Annotated in this window: 1 protein-coding gene; it reads right to left on the reverse strand. The window is 59.0% G+C overall.

What is annotated here, in order from left to right:
• Nucleotides 1-12: 12 nt before the first annotated feature.
• A complete protein-coding gene (fadD1, locus tag BM70_RS0130900) occupies nt 13-1,704 on the reverse strand; it encodes a long-chain-fatty-acid--CoA ligase FadD1 (protein WP_025859587.1) in 1,692 nt (563 codons plus the stop codon).
• Between the last annotated feature and the right edge of the window lie 304 nt (nt 1,705-2,008).

Raw genomic sequence — 2,008 nt, forward strand, 5'->3', positions numbered from 1 at the left:
GTTTTTATGGGGTTACTTTTTAAGACCGAGCTTCTTCAACTCTTCATCGCGCAACTCACGCCGCAGGATCTTGCCCACGTTGGTGGTCGGCAACGCATCGCGGAACTCCACGGCCTTGGGCACTTTGTAGGCAGTGACGTTGGCGCGCATATGCTCCATCACCTGGTCCTTGGTCAGGGTTGCACCCGGCTTGACCACGATGAAGAGCTTGATGTGCTCACCGGACTTCTCATCCGGCACACCGATGGCCGCGCACTGCAGCACGCCCGGCAGGCCTGCCAGTACGTCCTCCAGTTCGTTCGGGTACACGTTGAAGCCCGAGACCAGGATCATGTCTTTCTTGCGATCGACAATGCGCATGTAGCCGTCGGGCTGGATGATCGCGATATCACCGGTCTTCAGCCAGCCTTCGCTGTCGAGCATCTCGTCGGTGGCGTCCTGGCGCTGCCAGTAGCCCTTCATCACTTGCGGGCCCTTCACGCACAGCTCGCCGGTTTCACCCAGCGCGAGTTCAGTGCCGTCGTCGGCGATGACTTTGCACGCCGTGGACGGCACCGGGATACCGATGGTGCCGATCTGGATGTGCTGGATCGGGTTCACGGTGGCCACCGGGCTGGTTTCGGTCATGCCGTAGCCTTCGCAGATGCCGCAACCGGTCACGGCCTTCCAACGCTCGGCCGCCGCCAGTTGCAGGGCCATGCCGCCCGACAGGGTGACTTTCAGCGCGGAGAAGTCCAGCTTGCGGAACGCCTCGTTATTGCACAGCGCCACGAACAGCGTGTTCAGGCCGACGAAGCCGCTGAACTTCCACTTCGACAGTTCCTTGACCATCGCCGGCAGGTCACGCGGGTTGCTGATCAGGATGTTGTGGTTGCCGATCAGCATCATCGCCATGCAATGAAAGGTGAACGCATAGATGTGGTACAGCGGCAGCGGCGTGATCAGGATCTCGCAACCTTCGTTGAGGTTGGAGCCCATCAGCGCCTTGCATTGCAGCATGTTGGCGACCAGGTTGCGGTGGGTGAGCATCGCGCCCTTCGCCACGCCGGTGGTGCCGCCGGTGTATTGCAGCACGGCCACATCACTGCTGGCCGGGCTGGCGTCGCTGACCGGTTGACCGTGCCCCTTGGCCAGCACGTCATTGAATTTGATCGCGTTGGGCAAGTGATAGGCCGGGACCATTTTCTTCACGTACTTGATGACGCTGTTGATCAGCAGACGCTTGAGCGGCGGCAACAGGTCGGCGACTTCGGTGACGATCACGTGCTTGACGGCGGTCTTGGGCACGACCTTTTCCGCCAGGTGCGCCATGTTGGCCAGGCACACCAGGGCCTTGGCGCCGGAGTCGTTGAATTGGTGTTCCATTTCCCGCGCGGTGTACAGCGGGTTGGTGTTGACCACGATCAGGCCGGCGCGGATGGCACCGAACACAGCGACCGGGTATTGCAGGACGTTGGGCAGTTGCACGGCGATTCGATCGCCGGGCTTCAAGTCGGTGTGCTGTTGCAGGTAGGCGGCGAAGGCGCCGGACAATTCGTACAATTCACCGTAGGTGATCGTCTTGCCCAGGTTGCTGAAAGCCGGTTTGTTGGCGAAGCGCTGGCAGGACTGCTTCAGTACCGCCTGAATATTCGGATACTCGTCTGGATTGATTTCGGCAGCAATCCCGGCGGGGTACTTATCCTTCCAAAAGTCTTCGTTCATGGAAGCCCACTCCTCAGCGACGTCAGCGACGCGAATTCATCATCGCATTTGATGCGATTATTATTGGTGTATGTTTTTTTAGGTGAATCTGGCGCTTTAAAGCAGGCCGAGACGTCACAAAGCGCGCCGAGAGTAGCAGCTTTGCCAAGGGCCGCCTAGAGCCAAAGAAGGGCCCCACAGTCATAAACACGACTGTCCTACAATAATTGGTCACACTTTAAATGAAGCTGAAATAACCCCGAAAAAGGCTCTGGAACGGGCCTTACACGGATAAAAATGTAGGAGCCGGCGTGCCGGCGATGGC

It is taken from the genome of Pseudomonas sp. CHM02 (assembly GCF_000612585.1).
Classification (GTDB): Bacteria; Pseudomonadota; Gammaproteobacteria; order Pseudomonadales; family Pseudomonadaceae; genus Aquipseudomonas.

Bases quoted from the DNA above. Each gene is read 5' to 3' on its own strand.
- fadD1 (WP_025859587.1), bottom strand. From the start codon at position 1,704: ATGAACGAAGACTTTTGGAAGGATAAGTACCCCGCCGGGATTGCTGCC.